This is a genomic window from Nitrospira sp. M1 (genome assembly GCF_965152605.1).
In genome coordinates, this window is the sequence record NZ_OZ224217.1 from 1,195,448 (window position 1) to 1,218,740 (window position 23,293).

Consider the following 23,293-nt stretch of genomic DNA (forward strand, 5'->3'; position numbering starts at 1 on the left):
AGACCGTCTCTCTTGATGCGAAGAGAGACGGTCTGAGAGGCACACGGAGAAGTGCGTTGTGTATGGGACATGCCTTTTTAAAACGAGACATCCCATTGCAAGCGAACACGTTGCTCAGTCAAGTCGTTTCCGACCGGTTGCGCTAACGTAAGGTGAGAAACATCCATGGTGATCTTGTTGCGATGCCCTGCGAAGAACCAGTTCGTCGCGAACGTGAATTCTTGAAGTTTGTCATCCTTGACCGACACGTTGGGATCGACAAAGGCATAGCGGAACGCGAATTCCAATGGTTTCGGAATAACCGGGATGATGTAATGTGGAAAGTACCCAATTTGCGCGTAACTACCCATCAAATTGGTTTTTGAGTTTCCAATCCCACCGATTCCGCCACCCGAATCTTTGACTTGCTTCCAGTGATATTCATGTTGAATGGATAGCCCTGCCCATTTAAAAGCAAATTCTTCCACTAATCCTTCGACACGAAACTGTCCGTCAGCGGCGTTTCCGTCGCTCGTAAAACCCAGACCAAGGGAATTATTTGTCCCCAATGATCCACAACCACTCGACGACCATCGTGTACATTTTCCTGTAGTCGTGTATCCAGCAAATGCAAGACTTCCTGCTGGTCTTTGATGATACTGTGTATCACTTTGTTCCCATTTGAGGTCTCTCCCCAAAAAATTCCATTGAAAACGGCCAAAATACATCATTTGGTCATCGTCGTTAGCCTCACCTCTTCCAGAACCGGTGAACACACCTGCGTAGTATCGTGAGTCAAACAATGTCCCAGGAGCCAAATGTCCATGGAGCATGACACCGACTTGACGGTCAATCGTGAACACGCTGTTGACGATTGATCGTTCGACAAACTGTTGTTTTCCGGATGAGTCTACCCGTTCGCGGTTGTAGTTGATTTTCCATTGACCGATTTGCAACTGCATCCATTGATATTTTTCAAGCATAATCCGCCAGTCTATTACTCGTGTAGAGGAGTCAACTGGATCGTCGCCAGCCGATCGAGTTGGCTGCCAATCGACTTCGAAGTAGTATTTGAGCCAGGGGCGATATCCATGTCCACCGACTTTCATACGAACTCGCCGGAGTTCAAAGGTGCTTTCCTCATTGTCCGAAAAATCTCCAACGCTGTCCGGGTCTCCCCGTTCCGGGTAGGTAAACCGGCCTTGGAATCTCCATTGAATGGCGGTTTTAAACAATCCGTCTACTGTTGAAAATGTGAACCCTTTCTTATCCCAGCCAACGATCACAGAGGAGTCGTCTTTCTGTTTGGCCATCTCTTCGGCTTTCTTCTCTTCATTGGCCTGAATCCGAATATAATCTTCTTTTGAAATAGTGCCTTTTTCTCGTAGGACCTCGGCCAGTGTATCCCCAGCCATTGTCGGCAATGGAGCCGCACCTCCAAAAGCCAGTAAGAGCATGGGTATGAGAATTTTCATTCTGCTCAGAATCATTCAAACCTCCAAGTTAGTGATGATATAAAAATTTTCAAATTTCAAATGCTGAGAATTGTTCTGTGATCTTGGACGTGAGGATAAATGAGGCCTGTTACGTTCGTGTTAAGGAAGGGTCAAAGTGCCGTAAATTGTGAAGAAGTCGAAGATGATGATGTGTCTGAACGAGGGGAGTTACCAGCGGATGCCGTTGATGTATGCGGCTGTAAGATTTTGTTGCGGGTGTTCAAAAATCGCATGAGTTGGACCAAACTCGATCAATTCTCCAGCCTGTGTTTGATTCCAGAACATTCCGACATAATCGGCAATGCGATACGCTTGTGCGAGATTATGCGTCACGATAATGATGGTGTACTGGCCACGCAAACTGAAGATGAGATCTTCCACCGTCCCACTCGAGAGTGGGTCGAGCGCACTGCAGGGTTCATCCATGAGCAAGACATCGGGAGACAGGACGAGCGCACGTGCCATGCACAGCCGTTGTTGTTGTCCTCCGGAGAGTCGTAAAGCCGATGTGTCCATTCGATCTTTCACTTCATTCCAGAGCCCTACATCCATGAGTGCCTGTTGAGCACGCTCTTGAATGAGATGCTTTGCGGTCACGCCATGTTCTTTGAGGGGAAACTCTAGGTTTTTTTGAATCGACATGGGGAAGGGGTTGGGTTTTTGGAAAATCATGCCAATTCGACGACGAAGTTGAAGCACATCGATCGTTGGAGACAGAATGTCGAGGTTTTCGATCGTTGCCTGCCCTGAGACCGTGCATTCTGGGAGTAGGTCCGTCAGTCGGTTCAGACATTGTAAAAAGCTTGATTTTCCACTTCCAGAGGGGCCGACGATGGCCGTTAAACAGCCACGATGAATCGTGAGAGAAATATTTCTTATGGCCTGGTGATTGCCGTAGGAGAGGGAAAGATTTCTGGTTTGGATAAGGGGGTCGGGATCGCAACAGGGGGCAATGTTTCGTGTGGAATGTGATGGTTCAGTGTGTGGTGTTGGAGATTTACGGGTCGAACTCATGTGTTCATCATCCTTGTGTGCGTCCAATGTTTGGCAATCCAAAGGGAAAGACGATTGAGGGTCAATACGCAGACGATTAACACAAGAGCCGTTGCATACGCGGCTTGATCTCCCCCGGGAACATTCATCGAGAGATCGTAAATATGAATCGACAATGCGCGTCCGGAATCGAAGAGCGATTCTGGCATTCGGCTGACGTAACCACTGGTAAAGATGAGTGCAGCCGTTTCGGCAATGGCTCGTCCAAGTCCAAGGACAAAGCCAACGATGATGGCCGGCATCGCGGCAGGCAAAAGAAGATGAACGAGTGTTGCCCGTTTGCTCAGGCCTAATGCCGCAGCAGATGCGCGATACTCATACGGAAGTGCACGAAAGCCTTGTTCGGTAGTTCGGACTAAAATTGGGAGGACCATGCACGCTAAGGTCAGGCCTCCAGAGAGAATGGAAAAGCCCAGTCCGAGTACTTGACAGAAGAACGCATTTCCAAAGAGTCCGAACGCAATAGAGGGAACACTTGCTAGCACGTCCAAGCTTCGTCCTGTGAACTTGGCCAGCGGGTGAGTTTCGACTGTATATTCAGTCAGAAATATAGCCGTACCAAGCCCGATCGGGAGTGCGACGACCATACATACCACGAGAATAAGTCCAGTCGAAACAAGGATGCTCGTGATCCCTCCTGAGCGTCCGGCATTGGCGGGAGGTTCGGAAAGGAATTCCCAGGAAAGGTGCGGGATTCCCTGCCACATGAGATCTCCGAACAACCAGAGAAACACACAGCCAATCACTCCCGCAACGGTCCATATTATTGTGGTTGACAGCATATCGTGTGTGAATGGGCTGTGTTTATCCATATGCCTGGTTTGATCGAGCTCGTTGGGTGGACATGAGCAATACCATCACGATGGTCAAGAGAAAGAGGCCGGTTAAAAAGAGTGAGGCACGATGTGCGTCGGTGGCATAGGCCATTTCTAACGCGATATTGGCCGTTAAGGTTCGGATCGGGTCAAACACGCTTGAGGGGTATTGTACGACGTTTCCGCAGACCATCAAAATGGCCATGGTTTCTCCAATGGCTCGACCGGTTTGCAGGGTGACGCCCGTGAGAATTCCCGACCATGTATTGGGAAGAATAATCTGACGAATCATACTCCAACGTGTACAGCCTAATGCCGTCGCGCCTTGGATATATTCTTTCGGCACTTGGTGTAATGCCGAGAGGCTCACCAATGTCACCGTAGGAAATATCATGATTGTCAGGATCAGAATGCCGGCCAAAAGGCTCGGCCCAGGTGGTTGAAGGCTGGCAATAAGTGGAACGAGGACCACAAGCCCCCAGAGTCCATAGACGACAGAGGGAATGCCTGCCAGTAATTCGATAAAGGCTCGATAGCCCGATGCAATAGCTTGAGGGGCATAGTAGTGACAAAACAGTGCAGAGAGTACTCCAAGTGGAGTCGCAAGGACGACAGCTCCGATTGTGGCGAACATCGTCCCAATGAACATGGGGAGAAGATTGTAGGCTCCTTCTGTCGGATGCCACGACGCATCAGTGACAAACGCGGCGATACCGATCTGTTGGAGTGCTGGAAGGGATTCAATGACGAGAAAAGTCAGAATTCCCAGGACAAGAATGCCCGCTATTCCCGCAAAGCTCCTGAGAATGTGAAAGAGGATGCGGTCACCCTTGGCGGGGGACGAAATAATGGCGTTTGACCAAATCATGCATATTCTCTGAGGTTGCAAAATCAATAAATGTTTTGACCTTCCCAACTGGAGCCGTGTGTGTGACAAGGGTTAATGGGCGGGAAAGCGGAAACCGGCCTGATTGCACTTCGTCAAGAGATGCGGGAATTGAGTCCAAAGACAGGAGTTTAATCGGAACCTCATGGGCTGCATCGTATTCCGCGGTGCCGATGGATACGTAGGCAATGGCGTTGGGGTTTCCTGCAACTGTTTTGATGCCCTGCTCGTTATCGCCTATCACGACATGGGCTTTGATTTGCGGACTCGTGAGATGGAAATGCTGCAGAAAGAGCGCGAGCGTGGCTCGTCCTTCTGCTTTATTGATGACCGTGATTGGTGCGTTGATGCCACCCACATCTTTCCAGTTTTTCACTTTGCCGGTATAAATGTTGATGATGTTGTTGGAATCAAGAGATGAGAGGGGGTTAGATTGGTGGACAATCATTCCAATGCCATCATGCGCCAAAATGATTCCATGCAATTGTTGCTCGCTGGGACGTAATGCACGAGACGCCATGCCGATGTCTGCCAATCCTTGACGAATATCGGCGATTCCTCGAGAGGAGCCCCCCGTTTGCACGTCGATGCGTGAGCCTGGGCGTTGAGCTTCAAAGCGCTTTCCGATTTCTGCAACAAGCGGGGCGATGGTGCTTGAGCCGGTAATGACCAGTTTGAAATTGTCAGCAGACGTGGCAGGGGAGTCCTGACAGGCGGAAAGTGTCAGAAAGAGGAGTGCGATGGTCAGTGATTGTGGGAGGAATGATCTCATCGTTGTGGGTGTTTCTTGTGTTGGATCGGGAACGAGAGTTGGCAGCATCCCAGGTCAAGAGCGTTGGCTGTTGTCGACATGGCAACATCAGGTGCCAGTTGATACTGTACGGTTTTCCCATTTCGAGTGGATTCAACCAGTCCGACTTCTCGTAAGTGAGCCAAGTGATGTGACAGAAGGCTTTGTTCGATGTCTAAAGTCTGTAGCAGTTCACTGACAAGTTTTGGCTGATCCATTAATGATTCAAGCACTGCTAAACGAGTGGTGTCAGCAAGGGCTTTGAGTTTATCGGCGCATGTGGGAGTGTGATTTTTCATTGGCGTGTAGTATCCGTCATAAGGAAATTGTTACATGAATAAATATTCATATAAAAGATGAAAAGTTTGTAGATGATATGTTGAGAGAAGTCAATTAGAATAGTGGCGTGTGTATTACTCAATAAAGAAGAACCTCATATTTTTAAGTTTCCCATGTAAGCAATGATCGAATGCCTATGTCGAGAAAGTTGGTGCATTTTGGGTGTAGAGAGCATAATGTAGGAGCAGGGATGTCTTGACGGCATCTCGCGAGTAAAGGGAGGGTACGCTATGTCGACTGTCGGGCAACTCATGACAAAAGATGTGAGTAGGATCTCAGAGGATGCCAGCATTCACGAAGCCGCAAATTTCATGCAGCAACAGCGCATTGGATCGCTTCTTGTTCAAAAGGGTCAGGAGTATTCAGGCATCATCACGGAGACTGATATTGTTCGAGGTGTCGCCGAGCAACGTGATATGTCTCAACTGACGGTCCAGGCCCTGATGTCCAGTCCGATTATTACCGTCAACAGAACGCTTTCGCCTCAATATGCACGTGATCTGATGGCGGACCGCCACATTCGGCATCTGGCCGTGACAGAAGATGAAAAAATTGTAGGGGTCATTTCCGTTCGTGATTTATTGGCCTATTTCAAGACCGTGACCAAAGCTCTTGAATAGGTACGTATTCACTGAATTGGCCGATACGATAGACGTTTGTTACCGTATGTGGAGCAAGCCCTGGTGTCTGGTCTTGAGTTCATATTGGAGTGAGTGTTTGAGCATTTCCAGGTAATCTCAATAGTCTCATGTCCTTTCTGGATAACGGAGTGCGTCACCTTGCTGCCATGCACGTCAGCGATGAATAACGAGCACTGTGCATCGTGTTAGCACGTTGTTCAGTCCATATCTCTCGCCTTTTTTAAAGCCGCCTCTCACCACCCTGTTTTTCCGATATTTTCATTGTGTGTATCTGTGTTCAGCATTCTCTGCATTTTGGCGTTGAGATTTCTAGCGAATATCCCGACATACAGATGTAGTGCGTGTGCCGATCAAATCTGCAGAACGACGCATATCGTGAGATAAGTGAACAAGACTATTCACATTGCGGGAGAAGAACCATGAGTGTACCGGAATTAGAGTCGATTTGGGAGTTGGTGAGTCGAGTATGTAAGTCACATCCTTGGCATGGAGTGCCTATTGGGTCTGAGGCTCCGAGGGTCATTACCGCCTATATTGAAATCGTACCCAGTGACACGTTGAAATATGAATTGGATAAACAGACGGGACATTTGAAAGTTGATCGCCCTCAACGTTTTTCAAATATTTGTCCATCGCTCTACGGACTTATTCCACGTACATGCTGTGGAACCCAGGTCGGCGCATTGTGTGCCAGTCGGACTGGACGTCCTGGTGTGGTGGGAGATGGTGATCCACTTGATATCTGTGTCATTGCGGAAAAAACCATTACGCATGGGGATGTGCTCCTCGAGGCCAGGCCAATTGGCGGGTTGCGTATGATTGATGGGGATGAAGCTGATGATAAGATTATTGCCGTCATGAAAGGCGATGTGGTGTATGAGGATTGGCATGAAATTGACCAGTGTCCATCAGCATTGATCGAGCGGCTCAAGCATTATTTTCTCACCTACAAAGACATTCCTGGTTCGACTCACCGCCATTGTGAGATTGCCGAGGTCTATGGGCGAGAAGAAGCCTATGAAGTCATTCGGCGAAGCCAGGAAGACTATCTTCTCCAATATCCAAGCATTGAAGCCCTGTTGAGCACCTCAACCTGAGATTGTTATTTGAGAGTCTGTGAGGGGCTCTCAGTGAATGTATCCGAACTTCGCGCGCCTTTGTTTCTCCGTAATGAAGTTTTCTGCCTTCTTCTGTTTCCATTGTTGTTGCACCTACAGTAAAGTAAGAGCCTCCCCAACGCGTTGCTATCCTTCTGGCAGTGCTGAACGATTAGCAGCTTTACACATATCTTCCGGTGTTCACTCCGTTCACTTTCTACGTTTCCCGAACAGGCAATCGGTAATTTGTAAGTGCCATTCACATTCACGACTCTAGAACCATAAGATTCATCATTCATCTATCATGAGTCTACTGTCTTCGAATCCCTACATCGGGCTTGCCAAATTCATCTGAAGACCCTACGCTATCCCTAATGTTTTGAAGGAATTGCGGCTCAGCATAGTTTTTGCGTGATATTCTTTGTTAGATGGAATTTATACATTCATGAATGTATGGCTATAGCGAATCCAAATACGTTCCAAACAGGAAAATGCAACTATAGCCGTTCCAATATACTTCCGTCTGTACGACGTGTGATTTTTGCGCTGTGTACATGATGGAAATTCGGCTGGAAGTTATTTGGTTTTGCTATAGCCCAGCGCGGTACAATGTGAACATAAGGAAGGTTATGCCCGTCTGAATGACCTACAGGCGATTGACGGTTCACGAACGAAGGGTCGATCGGCATTCAATGGGGCTACCTGTAGATTCGGCATAACTGAAACAGCTATAGCGATACGACCGAATGGAGGACCGTGACCATGAAACATCATTCCTTTGTGTACATCGGCATCATATTCGTCTCACTTTTTCTGTTATTGGGATGCGAGGACTCACCGAAGGGGGCACTTTCCGATGCCCGCCAAGCACTCGAAGATGCTCGGCAAGCTGGTGCTCCAGAGACGGCTCCCCACCTATTTGGTCAAGCGGAGGCTTTGTTTCAACAGGCCATGAATGAGCTGCAGACGCAAGATGATCAGTTTGGAATGTTTCGGGACTACTCTAATGCCGAGGAACTCTTAGCTCAGGCCAAAGTGGCAGCCATAGAGGCCAAGAATAAAGGGCAAGTTCAGGCCAGCCTCCAGACTGAAATGGTCACGGAAAATATGGGGGATGAAAAAGAGGCGGTTGTCGGTGCGATTACCGAAGCACGTCAATTGGTGAGGGAAGCCAGCGACTTGTTGGCGAGAGCGCCGGAAGGAAAGGATGTTGAGCTGGTCTTGCAGATTATGGAAATTGATCTCCGCACTGCCGAGTCCGCTTTGGCTGAAATTCCCAAAGAGATCGCGCCTCAAGATTATGCGAGTGTTCGAGAGAAAGCTGAAGAGGCAAGCACTGTTGCCTCTCGTGTGCGAGATCAAATTCTTCAAGCGATTAACAAGGCTGAAGGTGAAAGACTGTGAGGTGAGCAGGTTGGCCATGCATGATTTTTACCCAACCGTGAACGGGTAAGCACCCATGTATCGAGTGTTACGTTGGATTGATCGTACCGATTGGCGCATGGTGACCGCGCTGGCATTCATGAGTTCGTTAACTCTCTCGCTGGTCTTTGCGGGCCCTCTCAATACTTCAAGCGATGGCGTGAAGGTGGGGGAAGGAACGCCTGGGCAACAAACTGCTTACAAAGTAAAGTCTGATGGGCAGACGTCAGTATTATCGATACAGTCCAAATCGTTGAGTCATGCTTCTGAGGCACAACGCTCCGGTACAAGAGGCTATGCGCCGCCAGTTTCTCCTACAACGGAAACGTCTGAAGACATCTCTCTTTTACTAGACCTTTCGAAAAATCTGTTGATGGTCAAGAGAGGAAGTGTGGTCATTCACACTGCACTTGCGGCCACGGGAAGCGGGAAGGTGTTGCATGATCCGCACAATCCTTCGCGGACATGGAAGTTTGAGACGCCCAAGGGAAATTTTACCATTCAGAGTAAACTGGAAAAGCCGGTGTGGATTCGACCTGATTGGGCATTTATCGAGAAGGGGGCTGTCGTTCCTGAAGATCCTGATGCCCGTTTATTGCCCAATGCCTTGGGCGACTATGCGTTAGGCTTTGGTGACGGGTATTTTATCCATGGCGCACTCTATACCTATCTGCTCGGATTCAATGTCACGCATGGGTGTATCCAACTGAATGATGACGATCTTCGTTATATTTTTGAGACGGTCCCGCTTGGGGCAACGCTCGTGATTGTGTGAGTCTGTTCGGGGGCGGCATAGGAAGAAATACGACTGGACGGTCGCGCAGGTTCTTCGTATTGGCCATGTTCCATTGATGGGACTGTTGAACATTTCATTTCGATCGCTCATAAATTGCCGTCTGTAGACTCGCATCCTGGATGGGAGGGAATGGTCAAAAAAGTCCGTCCAGCAAGGTCGCAGCCCTTTTGGCGCGCGCAGCGTACTGGCATTACGTGAGCACGGCAAAAGGGCGAGAACGCCGCTGGCGGCTTTTTTCAACATTCCCTTGATAGACTTTGGAGATAATCATGCAGAAACTCTTAGATGGGTTGCGTATTTTTCAGCGCCAGGTGTTTCAGGAAAAACAAGAATTATTTCAAACATTGTCTCGGCAGCAAGAGCCGAGAGCGTTGTTTATCACCTGCTCTGATTCACGAGTTGACCCCACGTTGCTCACGCAAACCCAACCTGGGGATTTATTTATTTTGCGAACGGCGGGAAATCTCATTCCGACCTATGGCGCGGCGATTGGCGGAAGTACGGCGACCGTGGAATATGCCCTTTCTGTGTTGAATATCCAAGATGTGATCGTCTGTGGCCATACGGATTGCGGCGCAATGAAAGCCCTATTACACCCTAAAAATCTTGAAACGCTCCCGGCGGTAAAAGTGTGGTTGCAGCAGGCTGAGACGACTCAACGAATCATGACCGATCACTTCCAACATCTATCGGGAGATGAACTGTTTGAAGCGACCATTAAAGAAAATGTGGTTGTTCAACTTGATCATCTTCGAACCCATCCTTCAGTCGCCACGAAGTTGAAAAAGAATATGCTTCGACTTCATGGCTGGGTCTACTCTATTGAGGCTGGTACTGTGTGGACCTATGATTTTGAGATAAAAGAATTTATCGAATTACAATAAGGCGTCAAGCGTTTCGTCACCTTTCATGATGACTGATCATGACCCTCGCCTCCAGCAAGTGGAGGCGAGGGCAAAGCAAAAGTCAAGGAATTGAGGAAACGCACGAAGGAGGAATGTGTGTCTATCGTGTAGGTGATTGTCCTGAGGGGAAATTTAGATGCTTCGCGTGAGCGTATTGGTATCCGTGTGATGAAAAATAGCTGATTGCCCTTGAATCTGTAGTTGCGTGTCTTCTTGGTAACTAAAGCGACTTTCGCTAAGAATGGTAATGCTTAATTCGTACCGTACTGTTTTGGCATGTATATCAAGATAGCGATTTGAGAGGACACCGTACGTTTCCGATCCCACCTCTGCCGTCATCGTGAATGATGTTGCGTTTGACTCAGCCGTTCCTCCGGCATTAACGGCTATACCTCGCGGGACAATAAAACAGCGTAACACCTGTTTCGCTTCGGCATCCCACAACCAATAGCCGACTTCTTCATGAAACGGGTTTGTCTCACCCACTGGCCAGACCGTTGTTCGATATCTCAAGGCATAGAGTGTTTGTGTCCCGTTTACCACTGGCCCAAAGGGTTCAAAGACCATGTGTTCTCGAAACGGTGTTTCCTTTTGGCCTTGTGTTTTTGACGGAGCGGTGTCGAGGCCTTGATCTCCTTCCCACGTTCCCGCAAGTGGTCCTAATGGACCGAGATTCTTGATCAGTTCGGCGTCTGCCATTTGAGCAATCTCCTTTTAGGTTAGAATCGTTGTACTTCAGAAATTGATGCGTCTATAGCCGTTCCAATATACTCCGTCCGTACGACGTGTGTTTTTGCGCTGTGTATATGATGTACATTCGGCTGGAATGTTATTTGGTTTTGCTATAAATATCGACCTACTGAATTCTGATTGACCCTTCGTTATTGAACCGTCAATTCTATGAAGGGCATCCAGGCGGGCATAACTTTCCTCTACGTTAACGTTATCCCGCGCGGAGTTAGCTGTGTACATGATGTACATTCGGTTGGAAGTTATTTGGTTTCGCTATAGACACATGCACTTTTAGCATTTTTCCATGTACCCAAGTATTGAATCGTTCCTCTCCTATCCCCCTCCTTGCAAAGGAAGAGGACTCACTCATGTAATCCACACGCGTAGCGATTGCATCCAACGCAAGCTTTGAAGAATCGCCCCGGCCAATTTGGGTACGCTGAGCTGAATGGGCCGTGTATTCATGCAGTGTAAGATATGAGCTGCCGCTTGTTCCGTTGACATCATCAATGGTTTGCGAGCGTTTCCAGGGAGCTTCGTATCAACATACCCGAAACGAATGTTGGTCACACTGATGCCGTGCTCTTGAAGTTTTAAGGCCATAGCGACTAAATAGTTGCTAAAACCTGCTTTTGATGCAGTATAGGATGGGGCAGCTTGATTATAAAAGTCATCGGCCAAACTGGAAAGCCCGATGAAGTGTCCGTTGCTTCTACTGATCCATACGGGAATGAGCGCAGAGAACGTTCGCACCATGGCCGTGAAGTTTACCTCAATAACCTGCGCTTCTCTCGACAGATCAGGAAGTGTGAGTTCTGATCCAATGGCGGCACAATAAATACACACATCGAACGGACCCTCTTCTGTCAGGACTCGTTGCAAGAGGTTTGGATATTCAGGCGACGTGACATCGAGTATTTCATGACGAGGCCCTGTGTCTCCGAGTGGACTCGCGCTGCGAGAAATTCCCACAACCTGATCCCCACGCGCAAGCAGTGCACGAGTGACGGCAGCGCCAATGCCGTCGGAATTTCCAATGAGCAAGATTTTTTGTGGCATGAACAATAACGGAATTGTGACTCAGAGCCTTTAGGTTCTCATGTCGATCAAACCAGCAATATGAAGACTTGTCAACTGAGCGTCCATGACCTGTACATTTTATTGAGTGTTGGATAGGATGGGTCAAAAATGGAGTCAGGTCTAGTCATTGTGTCGAATGTCTGTGTGTGAATTCAGGCCTGGTCATAATGTATTTCCGAAAAATGCATTGTAAGATGACATGTGATTTGCCGAGGTAGAGGAGTCGGTAACCTGTTATGACTGAACCAACCATTATTTGTCCAAAATGTCAGAACGAAATCAAGCTGACCGAGTCGCTTGCAGCGCCGTTGCTTGAAACCACCAAACAAGACTATGAGCGGCGGTTAGCGCAGAAAGATGCCGATGCAGCGAAACGCGAAGCGGTGCTAGGTGCCCGAGAAGCCGCGATTGCAAGGGAAAGAGAAACGTTGGATAGTCAGGTGGCTGAAAAACTAAAACGAGAACGAGTCAAAATCTCTGCCGAAGAAGCGAAGAAAGCTAGGCTGGAGATTGGGACCGATCTCGAGCAAAAGTCGAAAGAACTGTCTGAACTTCAATCCGTGCTCAAGCAGCGTGACGAAAAATTGGCGGAAGCCCAGAACGCCCAAGTTGAGTTACTTAAAAAACAACGTGAATTGGATGATGCCAAGCGCGAGTTGGATCTCACCGTCGAGAAACGCGTACAAGAAGGCCTCACTGTCACGCGTGAGCAAGCGAAGAAGGAAGCCGAAGAATCACTCAGCCTTAAGGTAAAAGAAAAAGAACAGACTATCTCGTCGATGCAGAAGCAAATTGAAGAGCTCAAGCGTAGAGCAGAACAGGGATCACAGCAGTTACAGGGTGAAGTGCAAGAGTTAGAACTCGAAACGTTGCTCACCACGAAGTTTCCGATGGATCAAATTCAGCCAGTTCCCAAGGGCGAGTATGGAGGAGATGTGTTGCAACGGGTCGTGAGTGGATTCGGTCAACCGTGCGGCACAATTTTGTGGGAATCGAAGCGCACCAAAAATTGGAGTGATGGCTGGCTCACCAAATTACGCGAAGATCAGCGGCAGGCCAAGGCCGAGATTGCCGTCATCGTTAGTCAGGCGTTACCCAAAGATGTGGAAACGTTCGAACTGCTCGATGGCGTATGGGTGACGCACCCCAAGGCTGCATTACCGGTAGCCATTGTCTTGCGCCATACACTCATGGAGGTGGCCTCGGCCCGTCAAGCGTCCGAAGGACAACAGACCAAAATGGAAATGGTCTATCAATATCTCATGGGTCCACGTTTCCGTCAGCGTGTCCAAGCCATTGTCGAAGGCTTTACATCCATGCAAGAAGATCTGGATAAAGAACGCAAAGTCATCATGAAGCAATGGGCGAAACGCGAAGAACAGATTGAGCGTGTCATGCAATCTACTGTCGGCATGTACGGTGATCTGCAAGGGATCGCGGGTAAAACACTGCAAGAAATAGAAGGGCTTGAGCTGACATCGTTGGATGGCCCCAAGCATGAAGGTGACGAAACAAGTGGAAAGTTATTTGGGTGAAAATATAAAATGGAATGCTTCATTGATTAATGAGTAAAGACCGAAAAAAAATCATTATTCTTGCCGGTCCTAATGGTGCCGGAAAAACCACGTTTGCGCGAGAATTTTTGCCTAAGGATGCGCATTGTCCACGGTTTATTAACGCCGACCTCATTGCCTATGGCTTGTCTCCATTCAACCCGGAACTTGCGATGATACGGGCTGGCAGGTTGATGGTTGAGCAAATGACCTCGTTTGTTCGTAAGCGAGAGAGTTTTGCCTTCGAAACGACATTAAGTGGCCTGAGATATGCCCGACTTATCCCGCAATGGCAAAAGAAGGGATACATTGTGAAGCTCATTTTTCTTCGAGTAGATCACCCGCAGATCGCTATTGCTCGAGTTGTCGCACGTGTAGCTCATGGTGGACACAATGTTCCTGAGGAAGTCATTCGGAGGCGATTTCGGGCGGGGTCTCGTCATTTTGAACAGACCTATAAAACTTTGGTGGACCGGTGGATACTTTATGAGAATTCTCAAGAACGCCCCATCTGGGTAGAGGAAGGTCAAAATGCACGATGACCAAAAGACGTCCTTCTGTCATTGATTCTGATTTTTCCAAGGTAGGGTCTGCGCTAGAACGAGCTGCGGCGAATGCCAAACTGCAAGGAATCCAGACCAATACTCCAGTCTGGGTCATTCGTGATGGGGTGATGGTTGACCTTGTTGCGGAAAGTAAGAAGAAAAAACGTTCCAGAGTGAATATCATCAAGGGCGGGATGAGCCGAGAACGACTAGCAAAGCGAACTCCTAAGCGTTCATAGAAAATGAGACCGTTGGGTGTTCATTAGAAATTTCCGATGACCTTTGATCCTACCTCCTCAGAACCTTCTCTCAACGTTCCTTCTCTTCGTTCTTGACAAAGAGTATCATTTGAAACAATGTGTACACGTAGCATCTGCCTTGTCAGGATTTTTAGACGCCTCTCTTCAGAAAACTAAAAGCTCAGAGCTACAGTCATTTGACAGGGTGAAATATGATAAGAAGAAACAGCGAGGAAACAATTGACATTGAGTCGATTGCAACAGAAAGCAACGGAGAGAGCCAATCGTGGCTTCTTGTCTAACGGGCCGAGGTGTGGCATTGAAGAAATTTCCATGAACTGGTGGGTAGTTTTTTTTCTTATCATGGCAGCTTCCTGTGCGGGAGCACGTTCCACAGAGAAGTCGATTGTGGAGGAAATGAATATTTGTTCTCACTCGTGGTATCGGTTTGTCGAAGGCAAGGTGCAAACAGGTGATGGACAAGGGCACGGTCCGGATATCGGGTCCGACGAATGGAAGTCGGGGGTGGAGTTCAAACTCGGTATTCGAGGAAAGCCTGATGTGCCGAGCCGGGATAGCGAAGTCTGGTGTCACTACATTGATCAGATTGTTCGAAACCGTCACACGTCGTTTGTCGTAAATAAGAACCTCGGAAAAGAAGTCAATGCTGCTGGCTCTTCGTTTGCCTGTAACGAGATCAAAGTCGGGAGCATCGAAGCGATGATTTGCGGAGATGAGGATTTGTCGGCGCTTGACCGCAAACTTTCCAGCGTCTATGCCGCCGCATCGAAGAAGGCGACGAATGAGCATCCTCCTGTGCTTAAGGCAGAGCAGCGGGGGTGGATCAAAGGACGACAAGACTGCTGGAAGAGCCACGACAAGCGGGGATGCGTTCGGGACGGATACAGGCGTCGCATCGCCGAGCTACAGGCCAAGTATCGACTGGTACCCTCCAATGGGCCTGTGCACTTTGTCTGCGACGGTAATCCCGCCAATGAGGTCGTTGCCACATTCTTCCAAACCGATCATTCTACATTAATTGCCGAACGCGGAGACAGTGTCTCACTCATGTTCGGGCAGCCAAGCGGGAGCGGAAGCAAGTACCAAGGTCGTAACGAAACCTTTTGGGAACACCAAGGCGAAGCGTTGATTACCTGGGGCTATGACGCGAAAGAGATGTACTGCAAGAAGGCATCATCGCGTTGAAGGAAAAAGCAGACGTTAGAGCATCACTCGGAGATCCGATGTTGTATGTGGTTTGCATCTTTGCACATTGATTCCTTCTTTCAACTTTACCCTAAGGCAATCTTGACAAATAAACGGAATATGCAAAAATCTTCTTTTTATAGACACAGGCCATTTCTTATATCTTCCTAGGATAAGCGAAATCCAGAGTCTAGTTGTGAAATTTCATTGGGAGATATGCAAAACAACAAATTGATCGTGTTATGCGATACAGCGTCGGCCTGTACAGCGATTTCCAATGTATCATGGGAAAAAACTCCAAGAAGTCGAGGGGCTCGAGTAGGTTCAATCTTGTCTTGCATCAAGGCGATACGTTGCGTAGCATGTGGTGAATGATAAAAGCATCCTACAGGATTGTGAAATTGCAGGAGTCAGTGAGGTATCGTCGTAATGTCGTCTCGCATGTTTGGGAAAGTCCCCAATTTTGAGTCTCGTTCTGGCAAAGGAACTCAATATATCGTATAGAAAGGCTTGACTCATGAATGACCAACAATTACTTGATCGGCTCACGATTGATCCCAATATCATGGTTGGTAAACCTATCATCAAGGGAACTCGCTTAACGGTTGAGTATATACTCAATCTTTTAGCGCATGGCACAACTGTCACAGAAGTGGTGGAAGAATACGAAGGCCTTACACAAGAAGATATTCAGGCGTGTTTGTTGTTTGCCACTAAGTCTTTGGAAGACACAGCGTTCATGCCCTTGGCAGGTAACGGGTAAGTGCGCTTTCTGGTGGATGAATGTATAGGGCCTGCGGTAGCCCGTTGGTTACGAAACTCACACCATGAGGTTTTCTCAGTCTATGAGGAAGCACGAGGGATGACGGATAGTGAAATTATCAAAAAGGCATATACCGAGAATTGGATTCTCATCACGAACGACAAAGGGTTTGGAGAAAAAGTGTATCGGGAACGTCACCCACATCGGGGTCTCATTTTCCTACGTCTCGAAGATGAGCGGGCGACGAACAAAATCGATACGATTAGAAAAGTGCTTGAACAGTATTCCGAGCAGCTCCCCAATCAATTCGTTGTGGTCACTGCAACCCAAGTTCGATTTGGCCATATTGCTTAGGTCAATTTAGAGGCATCGCCACAATACCCTACAAGAAATAGAAGGCCTCGAATTCAAATTGTTAGACGGCCCTAAGGATGATGGTGACAAGACGGAGGGGAAATTATTTGAGTTAAAGAATTATTAAGTTCTTGTAAGAGAGAAGAGTTTGCAGTGACAGTATTGGGGCTGTCTATATCTATTTAGGCATTAAGAATGGAGGAGGGCGATGGCTTTTGGAATTGATGATGCATCTGCAACAGCTGCCACTGGAATAAACTTGACAGATACAGTCGTTCGAACATTAGAGGCATACAGACAAAATGGGAGAGATATTGATATTGAACAGCTTAATAAAGATCGCCGTGGTCTTGCCACGGGGATCTTTATTGCAGGGTCGGTTAGATCTGCAATCAATCTTCTTAGGCAAGAGTTAATTCGACATAAAACAGCGTTGACAAGGGCCTCACTACTTTCAACAGACCGCTGAAAGCGGCGGCTGAGTATAGCTGTTTGGCAGATTGATGCAACCCAAGAAATGAGATAATACAATGTTTCAAACTCAAGAATGTGGCAGCACGGTTGAGGCAGCTCGTGTGAAATGGTTGACAGCCAGCTCGGCAGCTTCAAAGCTTGCAGTGGAGCTCTTCCAGCCGGGATCGGGGTACGGAGACCCGGATGCCCGCGCCGCAGACGAGCACCGGCTACAGTCTGCCCGGCTTGACGCGGAGCGACTCTTCCGTGAGTACAACGACCTTGACCGGCGAGAAATGGAAATCAAGATGCTCGCTCTCCAGCGATCGCAACGCTTGGCGACCTGGGCGTCTTTTGCGGTTGCAGCCGTGGTTGGGTTGACGACAGTTGTCAGCACCTTATTAGCGCTATTCAAGTGATGTGCTCTTCCAAAAAGTCTAGTTCGTGAATTCAAGCGTCCCATCCATTTTCCTGCAAGAAACTTTCTATTATTGACTCCTTGTCTTACAGCCTTACTTGTGTTGCAACTTGATAGCAGCCGCTACAATCGGTTTGGCCCAGGGTGGGGTATCGGCAAGGTCTGCTGAAGCAATGATTTTTCCTTGTTTCATGTGCAGGATGAGTTGAAGTTTGGGTGTGTGGCCCAACTAGTGAAGTTGAGAATGTCAGGCTAAGGTTTGTTTTTTAAGGGGTAGAGGCGACTGGCAGATTGTCATTGTCTGGTCTGACACGAAGACGGTCGTTTGCTCGAATACGATCATGCTTCAGGTTATTGAGTCGTTTGAGTTTCCGCACAGACAGCCCGAATTTCTTGGCGATCGATGCGAGTGTGTCACCATAATGGATGCGATACCAGGCGGTTGACGGAGACGATTCAGATTTCAGGATTCGAGAGGGATTGTCATTTTCGTCTGCTCTGACACGAAGTCGATCGCTCCATAGAATCTGATCTGCTTCCTTCAGGTTATTGAGTCGTCTGAGTGCCCGCACAGATAGCCCGAATTTCTTGGCCACGTCATCAAGGGTCTCACCAAACCGTACGTGGTACCAGGTGGCTGGTGGAGATGGTTCAGGTTTCGGGGCGAGCGAGGGCTCGTCATCCTTGTCTGCTCTGACACGAAGTCGGTCGCTCCATAGAATCTGGTCTGCTTCCTTCAAGTTATTGAGGCGTCTGAGTGTCCGCACAGACAGTCCGAACTTTTTGGCTACGTCATCGAGCGTCTCACCAAATCTCACCTGGTACCAGGTGGGTGGCAGGGATGGTTCGGATTTCGGGACCAGCGAGGGATCGTCATCCTCGTCTGCTCTGACACGAAGCTGGTCCTTCCAAAAAATCAAATCTTCTTCTTTTAAGTTATTGAGGCGTCTGAGTGTCCGCACAGACAGTCCGAACTTTTTGGCTATATCATCGAGTGTCTCACTAAACCGTACCTGGTACCAGGTGGGTGGCGGGGACGGCTCAGTCTCGAGTGGGAGTGGAGCACTATCGTCGTCAGTTCGTAGCCGAAGACGGTCGTTCCAAAAAATCAAACCTTCTTCCTTCAGGTTATTGAGTTGTCTGAGTTCTTGTACAGACAGCCCGAATTTCTTGGCCACGTCATCGAGGGTCTCACCAAACCGTACGCGGTACCAGGTGGCAGACTCCGGAGGAAGTTTTGTCCATCTCTCAATTTGGTCGTGGCGCTCTCGGACAAGGTCCCCCTTGTCAGGAGGAACTTTTAACGAATACCCGACATCCACCATTGGAACAATGTCTTGAAGAAGTTCTGGGTTCAGTTCCTTAAGTTGTTTAATGGAAATTCCCGTGGTTTTTGCAACAGATTTTAGGTGAACACGCTTACGCACCAACACTTCATCATAGGCAAAAGGAGTCGTCGTATTTACCGTAAACCCGTATTGGGTCGGATTTGAAGCAATGAGAACTGCCGCGATAAAACTGGGGACATACTCCTTGGTTTCTTCCATGATATACGCTGTTTCCCGAATCTTCCAAAAATCTCGACTATCGATTTTTTGAATCGCTCGCGTTATTTTCGGTCCACCCGCATTGTACGCTCCCAGAGCCAACGGCCAAGACTGGAACTCATCAAAGAGATCTCTGAGGTGGTGAGCCGCAGCGATCGTTGACTTGATTGGATCCCTGCGTTCGTCCACATACCACGTCACATCAAGTCCGTACTGTCTCCCCGTCGCTTTCATAAATTGCCAAGGACCAGAAGCCCGTGCATGAGAGAAGGCACGAGTATTAAACCCACTCTCGATCAATGAGAGATAGCCAAGCTCTGGCGGTAACCCGGCCTCTCTGAAAACACGCTGGACCAGTTTTTTATATTTCTCGAATCGGTCAAGGTATTTCTGAAATCTATCGTGAATGTCATGTTGATAATAATCGAGGATGCGTTTCACCGGCCGATTGATCTTGAGTGGCATCATGGCATAAGAACGACGAGTAGAAACCAGAATATGTCGGGTGGGATCTCGTTGAGCATGGTGCTCTGCAATTAAGGGTTTAGTAACTGACCAAGGTTCTGTGGCTTTGGCGCTGTAGACTGCAGCTGCAGTCAATAGGGAACTCTTTGATAGATTCGAAGGGTGATCGACTGTGCGCGAACCTTGAACATTGCCTTCAGCATCAGTGGGGAATGGTGTATGGAGAGAAAAATACTGAGTCGCTAGTACCTGTCCCTTCTCTCCTTGGTTGCGTTGTAGTGTGGCGAACGTTGACTTTGAGGTTCTTCCTAATTCTGTCGCTGGCTTGTTTGTGTTGAATCCACTCTGTGCGTAGGTGGATTCTGTGATAGATGAACTCCACCACAAGGTTGTCATGCAGCATGCGACAACAATGCTCAACCCGTTTGGTTGTTGTGTCGTTATCTTTGTCACGGGGTGCTTGTTTTTCCTTCGTTTTTGTTACGACACATCTAACTTTCTCACTATAATAAAGTACTGTCAATAAATGTGAGGGGCTATGTATCTATGGAAGGGGAAGGCGCATCGTCAAGAAATATTTTCACGATCGAAAGACACACGTTGCTTCATGTCACCCTACAAGGCAGGCTACACTATTATTTTCGCATCGGAAAGGCCATTCTCGTCAATGTCGTGGTGTCGATGAATTGAAATGGTTTACATTTACTCTATTTCTAGCTCGTTGTGTCAGGTTATTTGAGAACGTAAGGTTTTCTTATGGGAATGAAGCTGTTCGACAGGAAATTTGGAAAAGAATTTCTGGAATCTGTTCCTTCGAGTGCAGGCGTGTACGAATTCAAAGTAGAAGAGAAAACCCTGTATGTTGGAAAAGCGAAGAACTTGCACAATCGAATTCGGCAATACCGAAACGCAACAAGAAAAAAAGAGCATAGAAAAATGCGTGAGATGGTTCGGCTTGCCACTGACTTAACGTTTCATGTCGTTGAATCTGAAAAAGAGGCGTTGTTATTGGAAAACCAACTCATTCAAGAGCTCAAGCCCACGTTCAATATTTCCGGTGCATTTTCATTCATGTATCCAGCCCTTGGCGTAGGCGATGACGACGGCGTATTCTATCTTTGCTATTCAACAGACCCGGAGGCGTTCGAAAATACGATCTTCAAGATGCATGGGGTGTATCGTTCGAGGGATTTCACGAAAGACGCATATTATTCCTTGGTTCGGATATTGAGTTTCCTTGGACATCGTGAGCCCAGCCAACGGGTGAAGAAATTCTCAGCAATGCCATATGCACACATTTCTGGATTTAGACAGTTAGATTCTCAATTGACTGTACAACTTTCCGACTTTCTGAATGGAAAGAATCGAAACTTTCTTCGAGTCGCGATTGATGTATTGTTGGAAAAGGCTAGCGCAAGGGGTGAGGCGGAGAAAGTTCAGAAAGCGGTTCGATCGTTGGTGGTATTTTTTCGTGAAGAAGCGAATCGACTCAGGAAGGCCAAAAAGAAATCAGGATTTGCGAATGAGTTCCTGAGTCAAAAAGAACGGGATCGACTCTTTATTCAGGCACGGTTTGCGGAGTGATTTTCTTGATTTTAAATTGTCAGCCAAATAATTAAGTTTCGGTACGTTTTTGGCGAAAAAGAGGAGTGGTTTGTTTGCGGTCATTCGAAAACCAATATTTCTAAGAGGCAGAAAATGGGACTGGTGTTGAGATCGAGAATATTGCTAATTATCGGTTTGATCTTGACGGTTGGGTGCTCGCCAAAGGTCATAAAGATGGATCTGGCTACGAAAGAATCACTAAATAGGGCTAGTCAGATTACACTCATCCATTACGAACCTTCTTCCTTCGAGGTGCCACCTAGTCAAATGGGAATGATGTTTGGGGCGATAGGTGCTGCTGTTGCAGGTCTTGCAGCTGAATCACGGGGACAACAAATGGTACAGCAATATGATCTACGAGATCCGATTCTGCACGTCAAAGAGAGGTTCGCAGCACGCGTTTTGTCTGACTTTGCAAATATTAAACTAACAGATATATCGGAGCCGTTTAAAGACGATGATATTGATGATATGAAAGAGAAGTTTGTGGAAGGGAATATTCTTGATTTTCAAACTATCAGGTGGGGAGTTGTAGGTCAGCCCTTCAGTGGCAATTCTTACATAAAGTACCAAGGACGAGTACGCCTAATCGATGTTCACAATGCTAGTGTTCTTTGGCAAGGCGTCTGTGATTTAGAAGACCGAGATCTTTATACCATGCCGGATAGTACTGAACGTAACTCTAGTGAGGGCAATATTTTAAGAGCAAAATTCGAGAATCTTAGCGGACAATGTCTCGAACGCCTGATCTCGCAGTTTTCTGCAGTCGATCCTGCCGAATAGTGACAAGCTTGGCAAGTTGTAACGAATTAGGGGGCACCCATTAGCAGGCTCTGTCAAGTGGCCACACAACTACTCTGTCATTTCTTATGTTGGTAAAATATTTTTTCTTCTCTCTTTGCTGTGAGCAAACCGAACTCGCATCTGGGTTTTCATGTTAGTCGATGTCGACTCCTTGCCTGAGCCGCACCAGTCATCCATCAGGATCAAGACGCAAAAGACTGTCCCGCGGGACACGCCTTCGGTCCCTGGCATCGTGCGTGCCCCAGAAAACCGTTCGTGTCCGACGGAGGTCCATCCGAAGGAAGCACAAATCGTGTGGCTGCTCGTGGGTACGCTCCCCACCCTCAAGCGCCAACCCCTTGTTGGCTCATCGTCGAGGCGACTCAGTCGCTCCCGCTTACGGGAGAAGAAACGGGGTGAGGGCGCGACCAATCAAATCTCGAGGTTCTCAACCAACCCCTTTTCTAGCTCACGCCCTCACTCTCAATCAGGCAAAGGCCCGTGTGATGTCAAACGGGACCGCATCTCGCATGATGTCATAACAAGCGCGGGCGAGTTTATGAGCCACGACCTTACGAGCCACCACCACCTTTGTCTTGGCGCGTTTCCGGTCATAGAACTGGCGAATCTTCGGCTCATAGCGAATGGCAAAGTACGCCGCTTCGACGAAGGCCCTCGCCAAATATTTATTCCCATTCTTGGTGTTGCCTTGCCCCTTGCGTTTCCCATTGCTCAGCTTGGGACTGCCCACGCATCCACAGTACGAGGCGAACTGCCCACCGTAAGAAATCGGCGAATCTCACCCGTCTCCAGCATGATGGTTAGCGTCAAGATCTGCCCGATGCCCGGGACCGTCGACAGGGCCTGAAACGCCGGTCGCAGGTGTACCTGGGCTTTCACCGCCTGCTCGACTTGGGTAATCTGCTCGGCCAGGTGGTGCATCACCGTGACGGTGCCTTGGAGGGCTAAGGCCTGTTCCGGGAACGTGACCAATGTGCCAACCTGTTCGGGCGTGAGCTGTTGGACGCGATCGCCCCTCATCGACTGACCGGTATTCCGCGTGAGTAAGTTTTGAAGGCTGAGAAGGTTCGTCGTCTTCTGTCGCATCAACTAACGGCATTTGCGTAACAAGTCCCGCACCGCTCGATCCGCCTTCGGATAAATATAGCCCGTGGGCAATACCCCTAACCGGAGCACGTGAGCGAGCCATCGGGCGTCGGTATCATCTTGGTGTATTTGAGCCTGGCGTATTGTTGCATCGCGGCGGGGTTCGCCAAGTGCACGGCATAGCCCGCCTCCATGAGCCCATCCACTAAAATATCATTGATTTG

Annotated in this window: 26 protein-coding genes; 15 read left to right on the top strand and 11 right to left on the bottom strand. The window is 48.2% G+C overall.

Annotated features, from left to right (window positions below):
- Positions 1-77 precede the first annotated feature (77 nt).
- From ACWHX8_RS05715 to ACWHX8_RS05740, 6 genes are all read right to left on the bottom strand, one after another.
- The gene (locus ACWHX8_RS05715; RefSeq protein ID WP_447970997.1) at positions 78-1,454 is read right to left on the bottom strand and encodes a porin; all 1,377 of its coding nucleotides are present in this window, start codon (positions 1,452-1,454) and stop codon (positions 78-80) included.
- Positions 1,455-1,643: 189 nt separating this feature from the next.
- Positions 1,644-2,489, bottom strand: coding sequence for a phosphate ABC transporter ATP-binding protein (locus ACWHX8_RS05720; protein WP_447970998.1), 846 nt, complete (start codon positions 2,487-2,489; stop codon positions 1,644-1,646).
- Positions 2,486-3,340, bottom strand: coding sequence for a phosphate ABC transporter permease PstA (gene pstA, locus ACWHX8_RS05725; protein ID WP_447970999.1), 855 nt, complete (start codon positions 3,338-3,340; stop codon positions 2,486-2,488). The genes ACWHX8_RS05720 and pstA overlap by 4 nt, the downstream gene beginning before the upstream one ends.
- A complete protein-coding gene (gene pstC, locus ACWHX8_RS05730; RefSeq protein WP_447971000.1) occupies positions 3,333-4,211 on the bottom strand; it encodes a phosphate ABC transporter permease subunit PstC in 879 nt (292 codons plus the stop codon). The genes pstA and pstC overlap by 8 nt, the downstream gene beginning before the upstream one ends.
- A complete protein-coding gene (locus ACWHX8_RS05735; protein ID WP_447971001.1) occupies positions 4,168-5,001 on the bottom strand; it encodes a phosphate ABC transporter substrate-binding protein in 834 nt (277 codons plus the stop codon). Before ACWHX8_RS05735 ends, pstC begins: the two co-directional genes overlap by 44 nt.
- Complete coding sequence (locus ACWHX8_RS05740; RefSeq protein ID WP_447971002.1) at positions 4,998-5,318, bottom strand: ArsR/SmtB family transcription factor; 321 nt, start codon at positions 5,316-5,318, stop codon at positions 4,998-5,000. Before ACWHX8_RS05740 ends, ACWHX8_RS05735 begins: the two co-directional genes overlap by 4 nt.
- Before the next feature lie 270 nt (positions 5,319-5,588).
- On the opposite strand from ACWHX8_RS05740, the gene ACWHX8_RS05745 reads away from it, so the two are divergent.
- The 5 genes from ACWHX8_RS05745 to ACWHX8_RS05765 all read left to right on the top strand — a co-directional run bounded on the left by ACWHX8_RS05745 (position 5,589) and on the right by ACWHX8_RS05765 (position 10,198).
- Positions 5,589-5,978, top strand: coding sequence for a CBS domain-containing protein (locus ACWHX8_RS05745; protein ID WP_447971003.1), 390 nt, complete (start codon positions 5,589-5,591; stop codon positions 5,976-5,978).
- A 440-nt stretch (positions 5,979-6,418) separates the two neighbouring features.
- The gene (locus tag ACWHX8_RS05750) at positions 6,419-7,096 is read left to right on the top strand and encodes an inorganic pyrophosphatase (RefSeq protein WP_447971004.1); all 678 of its coding nucleotides are present in this window, start codon (positions 6,419-6,421) and stop codon (positions 7,094-7,096) included.
- Positions 7,097-7,858: 762 nt separating this feature from the next.
- Positions 7,859-8,500: a hypothetical protein gene (locus tag ACWHX8_RS05755; protein ID WP_447971005.1), complete on the top strand. Its 642-nt coding sequence runs from the start codon at positions 7,859-7,861 to the stop codon at positions 8,498-8,500.
- Between the two features lie 55 nt (positions 8,501-8,555).
- Positions 8,556-9,293 carry a L,D-transpeptidase gene (locus tag ACWHX8_RS05760; RefSeq protein WP_447971006.1) on the top strand — a complete coding sequence of 246 codons (738 nt, stop codon included), beginning with the start codon at positions 8,556-8,558 and terminating at the stop codon, positions 9,291-9,293.
- 290 nt (positions 9,294-9,583) lie between these two features.
- On the top strand, positions 9,584-10,198 hold the full coding sequence (locus ACWHX8_RS05765; protein WP_447971007.1) for a carbonic anhydrase: 615 nt from the start codon (positions 9,584-9,586) through the stop codon (positions 10,196-10,198).
- A 153-nt stretch (positions 10,199-10,351) separates the two neighbouring features.
- Here the strand turns inward: ACWHX8_RS05765 and ACWHX8_RS05770 are convergent, their stop codons facing one another.
- Complete coding sequence (locus tag ACWHX8_RS05770; protein WP_447971008.1) at positions 10,352-10,918, bottom strand: heme-binding beta-barrel domain-containing protein; 567 nt, start codon at positions 10,916-10,918, stop codon at positions 10,352-10,354.
- Positions 10,919-11,317: 399 nt separating this feature from the next.
- Complete coding sequence (locus ACWHX8_RS05775; protein WP_447971009.1) at positions 11,318-12,010, bottom strand: SDR family NAD(P)-dependent oxidoreductase; 693 nt, start codon at positions 12,008-12,010, stop codon at positions 11,318-11,320.
- A gap of 257 nt (positions 12,011-12,267) precedes the next feature.
- On the opposite strand from ACWHX8_RS05775, the gene ACWHX8_RS05780 reads away from it, so the two are divergent.
- The 8 genes from ACWHX8_RS05780 to ACWHX8_RS05815 all read left to right on the top strand — a co-directional run bounded on the left by ACWHX8_RS05780 (position 12,268) and on the right by ACWHX8_RS05815 (position 17,563).
- A complete protein-coding gene (locus tag ACWHX8_RS05780; RefSeq protein WP_447971010.1) occupies positions 12,268-13,566 on the top strand; it encodes a DUF2130 domain-containing protein in 1,299 nt (432 codons plus the stop codon).
- Positions 13,567-13,595: 29 nt separating this feature from the next.
- The gene (locus tag ACWHX8_RS05785; protein ID WP_447971011.1) at positions 13,596-14,126 is read left to right on the top strand and encodes a zeta toxin family protein; all 531 of its coding nucleotides are present in this window, start codon (positions 13,596-13,598) and stop codon (positions 14,124-14,126) included.
- The gene (locus ACWHX8_RS05790) at positions 14,123-14,368 is read left to right on the top strand and encodes a hypothetical protein (protein WP_447971012.1); all 246 of its coding nucleotides are present in this window, start codon (positions 14,123-14,125) and stop codon (positions 14,366-14,368) included. The genes ACWHX8_RS05785 and ACWHX8_RS05790 overlap by 4 nt, the downstream gene beginning before the upstream one ends.
- Before the next feature lie 333 nt (positions 14,369-14,701).
- Positions 14,702-15,574, top strand: coding sequence for an MliC family protein (locus ACWHX8_RS05795; protein WP_447971013.1), 873 nt, complete (start codon positions 14,702-14,704; stop codon positions 15,572-15,574).
- A gap of 517 nt (positions 15,575-16,091) precedes the next feature.
- On the top strand, positions 16,092-16,337 hold the full coding sequence (locus ACWHX8_RS05800) for a DUF433 domain-containing protein (RefSeq protein WP_447971014.1): 246 nt from the start codon (positions 16,092-16,094) through the stop codon (positions 16,335-16,337).
- A gap of 12 nt (positions 16,338-16,349) precedes the next feature.
- Complete coding sequence (locus tag ACWHX8_RS05805) at positions 16,350-16,691, top strand: DUF5615 family PIN-like protein (RefSeq protein ID WP_447971015.1); 342 nt, start codon at positions 16,350-16,352, stop codon at positions 16,689-16,691.
- A 208-nt stretch (positions 16,692-16,899) separates the two neighbouring features.
- Complete coding sequence (locus tag ACWHX8_RS05810; protein WP_447971016.1) at positions 16,900-17,160, top strand: hypothetical protein; 261 nt, start codon at positions 16,900-16,902, stop codon at positions 17,158-17,160.
- Between the two features lie 61 nt (positions 17,161-17,221).
- Entirely contained in the window at positions 17,222-17,563 is a 342-nt protein-coding gene (locus tag ACWHX8_RS05815; RefSeq protein ID WP_447971017.1) for a hypothetical protein, read from the top strand.
- A 265-nt stretch (positions 17,564-17,828) separates the two neighbouring features.
- On the opposite strand, the gene ACWHX8_RS05820 is transcribed toward ACWHX8_RS05815, so the two are convergent.
- The gene (locus ACWHX8_RS05820; RefSeq protein WP_447971018.1) at positions 17,829-20,027 is read right to left on the bottom strand and encodes a LysM peptidoglycan-binding domain-containing protein; all 2,199 of its coding nucleotides are present in this window, start codon (positions 20,025-20,027) and stop codon (positions 17,829-17,831) included.
- A 303-nt stretch (positions 20,028-20,330) separates the two neighbouring features.
- Here ACWHX8_RS05820 and ACWHX8_RS05825 point away from each other — a divergent pair, with 303 nt between their 5' ends.
- The gene (locus tag ACWHX8_RS05825) at positions 20,331-21,158 is read left to right on the top strand and encodes a nucleotide excision repair endonuclease (RefSeq protein WP_447971019.1); all 828 of its coding nucleotides are present in this window, start codon (positions 20,331-20,333) and stop codon (positions 21,156-21,158) included.
- 195 nt (positions 21,159-21,353) lie between these two features.
- A complete protein-coding gene (locus ACWHX8_RS05830) occupies positions 21,354-21,962 on the top strand; it encodes a hypothetical protein (protein ID WP_447971020.1) in 609 nt (202 codons plus the stop codon).
- 487 nt (positions 21,963-22,449) lie between these two features.
- Here ACWHX8_RS05830 and ACWHX8_RS05835 read toward each other — a convergent pair whose 3' ends face one another.
- Positions 22,450-22,713: a transposase gene (locus ACWHX8_RS05835; RefSeq protein WP_447971021.1), complete on the bottom strand. Its 264-nt coding sequence runs from the start codon at positions 22,711-22,713 to the stop codon at positions 22,450-22,452.
- Entirely contained in the window at positions 22,695-23,069 is a 375-nt protein-coding gene (locus tag ACWHX8_RS05840) for a hypothetical protein (RefSeq protein ID WP_447971022.1), read from the bottom strand. The genes ACWHX8_RS05835 and ACWHX8_RS05840 overlap by 19 nt, the downstream gene beginning before the upstream one ends.
- Between the last annotated feature and the right edge of the window lie 224 nt (positions 23,070-23,293).

Bases quoted from the DNA above. Each gene is read 5' to 3' on its own strand.
- ACWHX8_RS05715 (WP_447970997.1), bottom strand. From the start codon at position 1,454: ATGAAAATTCTCATACCCATGCTCTTACTGGCTTTTGGAGGTGCGGCT.
- ACWHX8_RS05720 (WP_447970998.1), bottom strand. From the start codon at position 2,489: ATGAGTTCGACCCGTAAATCTCCAACACCACACACTGAACCATCACAT.
- pstA (WP_447970999.1), bottom strand. From the start codon at position 3,340: ATGGATAAACACAGCCCATTCACACACGATATGCTGTCAACCACAATA.
- pstC (WP_447971000.1), bottom strand. From the start codon at position 4,211: ATGATTTGGTCAAACGCCATTATTTCGTCCCCCGCCAAGGGTGACCGC.
- ACWHX8_RS05735 (WP_447971001.1), bottom strand. From the start codon at position 5,001: ATGAGATCATTCCTCCCACAATCACTGACCATCGCACTCCTCTTTCTG.
- ACWHX8_RS05740 (WP_447971002.1), bottom strand. From the start codon at position 5,318: ATGAAAAATCACACTCCCACATGCGCCGATAAACTCAAAGCCCTTGCT.
- ACWHX8_RS05745 (WP_447971003.1), top strand. From the start codon at position 5,589: ATGTCGACTGTCGGGCAACTCATGACAAAAGATGTGAGTAGGATCTCA.
- ACWHX8_RS05750 (WP_447971004.1), top strand. From the start codon at position 6,419: ATGAGTGTACCGGAATTAGAGTCGATTTGGGAGTTGGTGAGTCGAGTA.
- ACWHX8_RS05755 (WP_447971005.1), top strand. From the start codon at position 7,859: ATGAAACATCATTCCTTTGTGTACATCGGCATCATATTCGTCTCACTT.
- ACWHX8_RS05760 (WP_447971006.1), top strand. From the start codon at position 8,556: ATGTATCGAGTGTTACGTTGGATTGATCGTACCGATTGGCGCATGGTG.
- ACWHX8_RS05765 (WP_447971007.1), top strand. From the start codon at position 9,584: ATGCAGAAACTCTTAGATGGGTTGCGTATTTTTCAGCGCCAGGTGTTT.
- ACWHX8_RS05770 (WP_447971008.1), bottom strand. From the start codon at position 10,918: ATGGCAGACGCCGAACTGATCAAGAATCTCGGTCCATTAGGACCACTT.
- ACWHX8_RS05775 (WP_447971009.1), bottom strand. From the start codon at position 12,010: ATGCCACAAAAAATCTTGCTCATTGGAAATTCCGACGGCATTGGCGCT.
- ACWHX8_RS05780 (WP_447971010.1), top strand. From the start codon at position 12,268: ATGACTGAACCAACCATTATTTGTCCAAAATGTCAGAACGAAATCAAG.
- ACWHX8_RS05785 (WP_447971011.1), top strand. From the start codon at position 13,596: ATGAGTAAAGACCGAAAAAAAATCATTATTCTTGCCGGTCCTAATGGT.
- ACWHX8_RS05790 (WP_447971012.1), top strand. From the start codon at position 14,123: ATGACCAAAAGACGTCCTTCTGTCATTGATTCTGATTTTTCCAAGGTA.
- ACWHX8_RS05795 (WP_447971013.1), top strand. From the start codon at position 14,702: ATGAACTGGTGGGTAGTTTTTTTTCTTATCATGGCAGCTTCCTGTGCG.
- ACWHX8_RS05800 (WP_447971014.1), top strand. From the start codon at position 16,092: ATGAATGACCAACAATTACTTGATCGGCTCACGATTGATCCCAATATC.
- ACWHX8_RS05810 (WP_447971016.1), top strand. From the start codon at position 16,900: ATGGCTTTTGGAATTGATGATGCATCTGCAACAGCTGCCACTGGAATA.
- ACWHX8_RS05815 (WP_447971017.1), top strand. From the start codon at position 17,222: ATGTTTCAAACTCAAGAATGTGGCAGCACGGTTGAGGCAGCTCGTGTG.
- ACWHX8_RS05825 (WP_447971019.1), top strand. From the start codon at position 20,331: ATGGGAATGAAGCTGTTCGACAGGAAATTTGGAAAAGAATTTCTGGAA.
- ACWHX8_RS05830 (WP_447971020.1), top strand. From the start codon at position 21,354: ATGGATCTGGCTACGAAAGAATCACTAAATAGGGCTAGTCAGATTACA.
- ACWHX8_RS05840 (WP_447971022.1), bottom strand. From the start codon at position 23,069: ATGCGACAGAAGACGACGAACCTTCTCAGCCTTCAAAACTTACTCACG.